Consider the following 5,098-nt stretch of genomic DNA (forward strand, 5'->3'; position numbering starts at 1 on the left):
TTAAGTCGCAATATAATCATATCAATCATTTAGATGAAAAATTAAATGAAGTGACCGATAGTGTGGCAAGCCTTAAAGGTGAATTTGCTGGCTTGAAAGGTGAATTTGCTGGCTTGAAAGGTGAGTTTTCTGATTTGAAAGGTGACTTTACAGGCCTAAGAGGCGAGTTTGTCGGCCTGAAAGGCGAATTCAAGTTGTTGGAACAAAAGGTAAACAAAGGCTTCGAACTCATGGGAGCTAGAATGGACGCTTTTGAAAAACGAATTGAATTGAAGATATCTGAAGCGATAAACAAGAATATGCGCTGGAGCATAGGCTTGATAGCCTTAATCGTTACTGTTCTCAAGCTAGCGGATACCTTTGCCGGAAACTGAATAATTAACAATACCGCCCCTGTCTCAAACAACCCTGAGCAACTCTAAATAGAAAGGAAATAAGTGTCGTGACAAGTTATGAAAATGTAAAACAGCAGCTAACAGACAGCCCCAAAACCTGGTTGGTAACGGGTGTTGCCGGTTTTATCGGTTCTAACCTGCTAGAAACACTGCTAAAACTAAACCAAAAAGTTGTAGGTTTGGATAACTTCGCCACTGGGCATCAATACAATTTAGATGAAGTTCAAGGCTTGGTAGCGTCTGATCAGTGGCAGAACTTCTCATTTATCGAAGGTGATATCAGAGATTACGAAACCTGCCAGAAGGCGGTTTCAGGTGCTGACTATGTTTTACACCAAGCAGCGCTTGGCTCCGTTCCTCGTTCTATCGCAGACCCGATTACCACGAATGCAGCGAATATCACTGGCTTTCTCAATATGCTCCAGGCTGCAAAAGAAGAGCAGGTAAAAAGCTTCACCTACGCGGCCAGTAGTTCAACCTATGGTGACCACCCCGCGCTGCCTAAAGTAGAAGAAAATATCGGCAATCCGCTTTCACCTTATGCGGTAACCAAATACGTAAACGAATTATATGCCAGTGTGTATGCCAGAACCTATGACTTCAAAACGATTGGTTTGCGTTATTTCAATGTGTTCGGCAAGCGACAAGACCCTAATGGTGCCTATGCAGCGGTTATTCCAAAGTGGACCTCTTCAATGATTGAAGGTGAAGATGTCTTCGTTAACGGCGATGGCGAAACAAGTCGAGACTTTTGCTATATCGATAACACTGTGCAAATGAATATTCTTGCGGCCACTGCACCTGACGAAGCTAAAGATGAAGTGTACAACGTCGCACTGGGTGATCGTACAACCTTGAATGACTTGTATGTATCTATACAAAAAGCACTAGCTGAGAATGATGTTGATGTTTCGAAAGAGCCAATTTACAGAGACTTCCGAGCTGGTGATGTAAGGCACTCGCAAGCCGATACAAGCAAAGCTAAGGCAAAGCTTGGTTATGCGCCAGAGTATCGAATTCTAGAAGGTATTTCCGAAGCGATGCCATGGTATATTGAATTCCTAAGTTCAAAATCCTAAAAGACGACTCACCACCGAGAACACAGAGCGGCCCGCGGCCTGCACAGAGAAAAGACAAAAAGCTTTTTAGTATTTCTTAATCACTTCCTCTGTGCAGCGAAGCGCCCGGTGTCCTCTGTGGTTCATCGGTTTATCCCTTAAAGATTAAGACATAAAAGACGGTTCACCACCGAGAACACAGAGCGGCCTGCGGCCTGCACAGAGAAAAGATAAAAAGCTTTTTTTAGAAGTGTCTCAATTCCTTCCTCTGTGCAGCGAAACGCTCGGTGTCCTCTGTGGTTCAATTGGTTTTCTTTAAAGATCAAAACACAAAAGACGGTTCACCACCGAGAACACAGAGCGGCCTGCGGCCTACACCGAGTAAAGATTAAGGCTTTCTTTAGATGTGGCTCTATCCCGTCCTCGGTGCAGCGAAGCGCTATGTGGCTACCAAAGTCTAATTCCTTCCAGTAAGATAAGGCATGAAAATTCACTGCTTTAAATTATAGTTAGAGTCATTTGCAGAAATGAGAATTACAGAAGGGCAAGCGCAATCCATTAAAGGTATCGTTGCCAGTTTAATTGATCCTGGCGTAGAAGTGTGGTTGTTCGGCTCGCGAGTGGATGATCATGCAAAGGGCGGTGATATAGACCTACTCGTGGTGTCAAAGCACGATATCGACGAACTCGTATTCGTTGCGGCTAAAATAAGCACGCAAGTATCTCGCTTGTTTCATGGGCGTAAAACCGATGTGATACTTCAAACACCAAGTGTAGAGCTTTCGCCAATACATACCATAGCAAAAGAAACCGGGATTAAGTTATGACCCTAGATCAAGGTCAGTTAGAAAGGCTACGGTATCTGTGCCGAATCGTGTCAAAAGAAATTACTCATCTACAATACTCTGAAGGAAAGCTATTTGCAGGTGGTTTTGACGAGGAAAAGGCGGCGCAGTTAGATACTAACCCTGACTTGGCTGAGGTGCTCGAGGCCTATGTGGGGCGCTTCTGCCGCCTGCAAGATACGGTTGGTGATAAGTTGTTGGTTGCATGGCTCAAGGCTACGCAAGAAAAAGTAGGTGTCGCGATCGATAATCTGGATAGAGCTGAAAAGCTTGGCTATTTGGAAAGCAGTGATACGTGGTTAGAGCTAAGAAGAATTCGGAATCAAATGATTCACGAATACATTGAAGATGCAGGGCAGCTTAGCCAAGCAATTAATCTGTCAAAAGATAATATTCCCCTAATAGTGAACTTTGCTCAAAAGCTAATTAGTGATCTTCAGGGCAGATTTGATATTTGAGTAAAGCTGACACTTTCTCTGTGCAGCAAGCGCTCTGTGTCCTCTATGGTTCATCGGTTTATCCCTTAAAGATCAAAACACAAAAGCAGGTTCACCACAGAGATCACAGAGCGGCCTGCGGCCTACACAGAGAAAAGGTAAAAAAATTTATAGTGTGTCTCAATCTTTTCCTCTGTGCAGCGAAGCGCCCGGTGCTCTCGGTGGTTCATCGGTTTATCCCTTAAAGATCAAAACATAAAAGACGGTTCACCACCGAGGACACAGAGCGGCCTGCGGCCTACACAGAGAAAAGATAAAAGCTTTTTTAGATGTGTCTCAATCCCTTCCTCGGTGCAGCGAAGCGCCCGGTGTCCTCGGTGGTTCATCGGTTTATCCCTTAATTAAAGATCAAAACATAAAAGACGGTTTACCACAGAGGGTACAGAGCGGCCTGAGGCCTGCACCGAGAAAAGAAAGCGTTTTCTTAAAAGCGCCTTAAGCACGCTCTCAGTATTTCCCTGTTATACTGACAACACTAAGAATTGTTGAGGGTAGGCTGTGCGGCTAAGTTCATTTCAAGTATCAAAAATTAAAGAATCTGTAGAGGCAGTTTTAGGCGCTGAGGCAGAGGTGATTCTTTTTGGTTCACGAGTAGATGACTCCGCAAAGGGGGGGGATATCGACCTTTTTGTTGAGACGGCGCGACAAATTGAAAATAGGGCGTCGGCCGCTGCTCGAATCGCGGCAAAAATTCAGATGGCAATCGGCGATCAAAAAATAGATGTGATTTTGGTGGATGCACTAACGCCGTATCAAACTATTCATAAGCAAGCTAAAGCGCAAGGAATAGCGCTCTAAATAAAAAATAGAGAAGGATTATTTTAATGGGTAATAATAAAGACCGTTTACGACACTTGATTAAAGTGGCAGAAAAGGAAGCAAAGCACTTGGAGTTGACGTGGAGCCGCTTAAAATCTGAAGAAGTTAATCCCCAATGGGTTGCTGGTCTTGAAGATGATCTAGATATGGCTGAGCGGGTCGATGCGTTTGTCGCAAGGTTTGGCAGGCTTCAAGATCACTTAGGTGATAAGTGTACTCCCGAGTTATTAAAACAAATGCTTGAAACGCCAAGTTCTGCAATCAATAACTTGGGACGAATGGAAAAGCTTGGATTAATTGCTTCGGTCGAACAGTGGATAGAGGCGAGAAATCTTAGAAATCGTTTGGTTCATGATTATGTTGAAGATAATGAGGAGTTCTCGTCTGCACTTAATAGGGCAATTGAATTAGTAGAAATGTTGCTTACTGTTCAAAGGTCATACGATAAGCAGGCTCAATCACTTTTAAGTCTTTAAGGTCAAAATACTAAAGACGATTCACCACAGAGAGCACAGAGCGGCCTACGGTCTACACAGAGAAAAGATAAAAAGCTTTTTAGTATTTCTTAATCACTTCCTCGGTGCAGCGAAGCGCTCGGTGTCCTCGGTGGTTCAAGTGTTTGTTCCTTAAAGATCAAAACATAAAAGATGATTTGCCACCGAGAGCACAGAGAGGCCTGCGGCCTACACAGAGAAAAGATCAAAGCTTTTTTTAGATGTGTCTCAATTCCTTCCTCTGTGCAGCGAAGCGCCCGGTGCCCTCTGTGGTTCAAATGTTTGTCCCTTAAAGATCAAAACACAAAAGCAGGTTCACCACAGAGTGCACAGAAAGGCCTGCGGCCTACACAGAGAAATAAAAATATCAAAGCCGTCATAAGCAAGATCCTATCACTCGTGTTATTCTGTCTATTATCTAGATCATAAAATGACAAAGCCACTGAAACGGTTTAAGCGATATGGAAAACTCCGAGCTGGTTTCTCTAATAAAAAAACATCTACCAAGTGTTAAATTGATTTACCTCTTTGGCTCAAGAGCTACTAATGAAGCTCGACCTTCGAGTGACTGGGATATCGCAGTCATGGCAGAGAAAAAAATACCCGTATCTACCTTATGGGAGCTTAAAGAGCTCCTGGCAAATACCTGTTGTGCAGAAGTTGATTTGATTGACTTGCTTCAATCGACCACGGTTTTGAATGTGCAAATTATAGAGCGAGGTCAGTTGCTGTATGATGCTTGTGACGCTGCGATGCCTTTCGAAACGCGTGTTCTCAGCATGTATGGCCGTTTACAAGAGGGGCGTGAAGCGATTATGGCTGACTTTGTCGCTCAGCTTAAAGGAATGAAGCATGGATGATGTCATACTGAATAAACTCGCAACAATAAAACGGTGTTTGCAGCGAGTTCGCGAGGAATTTACTAGCGAGGCAGAGTTTAAACAAAATTACACCAAACAAGATTCTGTCTTATTGAATATTCAAAGAGCG

At 43.6% G+C, this 5,098-nt stretch carries 7 protein-coding genes; all 7 read left to right on the forward strand.

Features of this window, described 5'->3' with window-relative positions; translation table 11 throughout:
* A partial coding sequence (locus A3761_RS28050) for a hypothetical protein (RefSeq protein ID WP_197473172.1) occupies positions 1-374 on the forward strand: 374 nt, incomplete at its 5' end.
* A 68-nt stretch (positions 375-442) separates the two neighbouring features.
* The gene (locus A3761_RS21900; protein ID WP_068634327.1) at positions 443-1,474 is read left to right on the forward strand and encodes an NAD-dependent epimerase/dehydratase family protein; all 1,032 of its coding nucleotides are present in this window, start codon (positions 443-445) and stop codon (positions 1,472-1,474) included.
* Positions 1,475-1,980: 506 nt separating this feature from the next.
* On the forward strand, positions 1,981-2,280 hold the full coding sequence (locus A3761_RS21905; protein WP_068508309.1) for a nucleotidyltransferase domain-containing protein: 300 nt from the start codon (positions 1,981-1,983) through the stop codon (positions 2,278-2,280).
* Positions 2,277-2,756, forward strand: coding sequence for a hypothetical protein (locus A3761_RS21910; protein WP_068567985.1), 480 nt, complete (start codon positions 2,277-2,279; stop codon positions 2,754-2,756). Before A3761_RS21905 ends, A3761_RS21910 begins: the two co-directional genes overlap by 4 nt.
* A gap of 537 nt (positions 2,757-3,293) precedes the next feature.
* On the forward strand, positions 3,294-3,593 hold the full coding sequence (locus A3761_RS21915) for a nucleotidyltransferase domain-containing protein (RefSeq protein WP_068553729.1): 300 nt from the start codon (positions 3,294-3,296) through the stop codon (positions 3,591-3,593).
* A 26-nt stretch (positions 3,594-3,619) separates the two neighbouring features.
* Entirely contained in the window at positions 3,620-4,090 is a 471-nt protein-coding gene (locus A3761_RS21920; RefSeq protein ID WP_197470137.1) for a hypothetical protein, read from the forward strand.
* A 479-nt stretch (positions 4,091-4,569) separates the two neighbouring features.
* Positions 4,570-4,968 carry a nucleotidyltransferase domain-containing protein gene (locus tag A3761_RS21925; RefSeq protein WP_068553602.1) on the forward strand — a complete coding sequence of 133 codons (399 nt, stop codon included), beginning with the start codon at positions 4,570-4,572 and terminating at the stop codon, positions 4,966-4,968.
* The last annotated feature ends 130 nt before the right edge of the window (positions 4,969-5,098 follow it).

This window comes from Oleiphilus sp. HI0123 (genome assembly GCF_001635315.1).

Excerpts from the sequence above, each read along its gene's own strand:
- A3761_RS21905 (WP_068508309.1), top strand. The coding sequence starts at position 1,981 with ATGAGAATTACAGAAGGGCAAGCGCAATCCATTAAAGGTATCGTTGCC.
- A3761_RS21910 (WP_068567985.1), top strand. The coding sequence starts at position 2,277 with ATGACCCTAGATCAAGGTCAGTTAGAAAGGCTACGGTATCTGTGCCGA.
- A3761_RS21920 (WP_197470137.1), top strand. The coding sequence starts at position 3,620 with ATGGGTAATAATAAAGACCGTTTACGACACTTGATTAAAGTGGCAGAA.
- A3761_RS21925 (WP_068553602.1), top strand. The coding sequence starts at position 4,570 with ATGGAAAACTCCGAGCTGGTTTCTCTAATAAAAAAACATCTACCAAGT.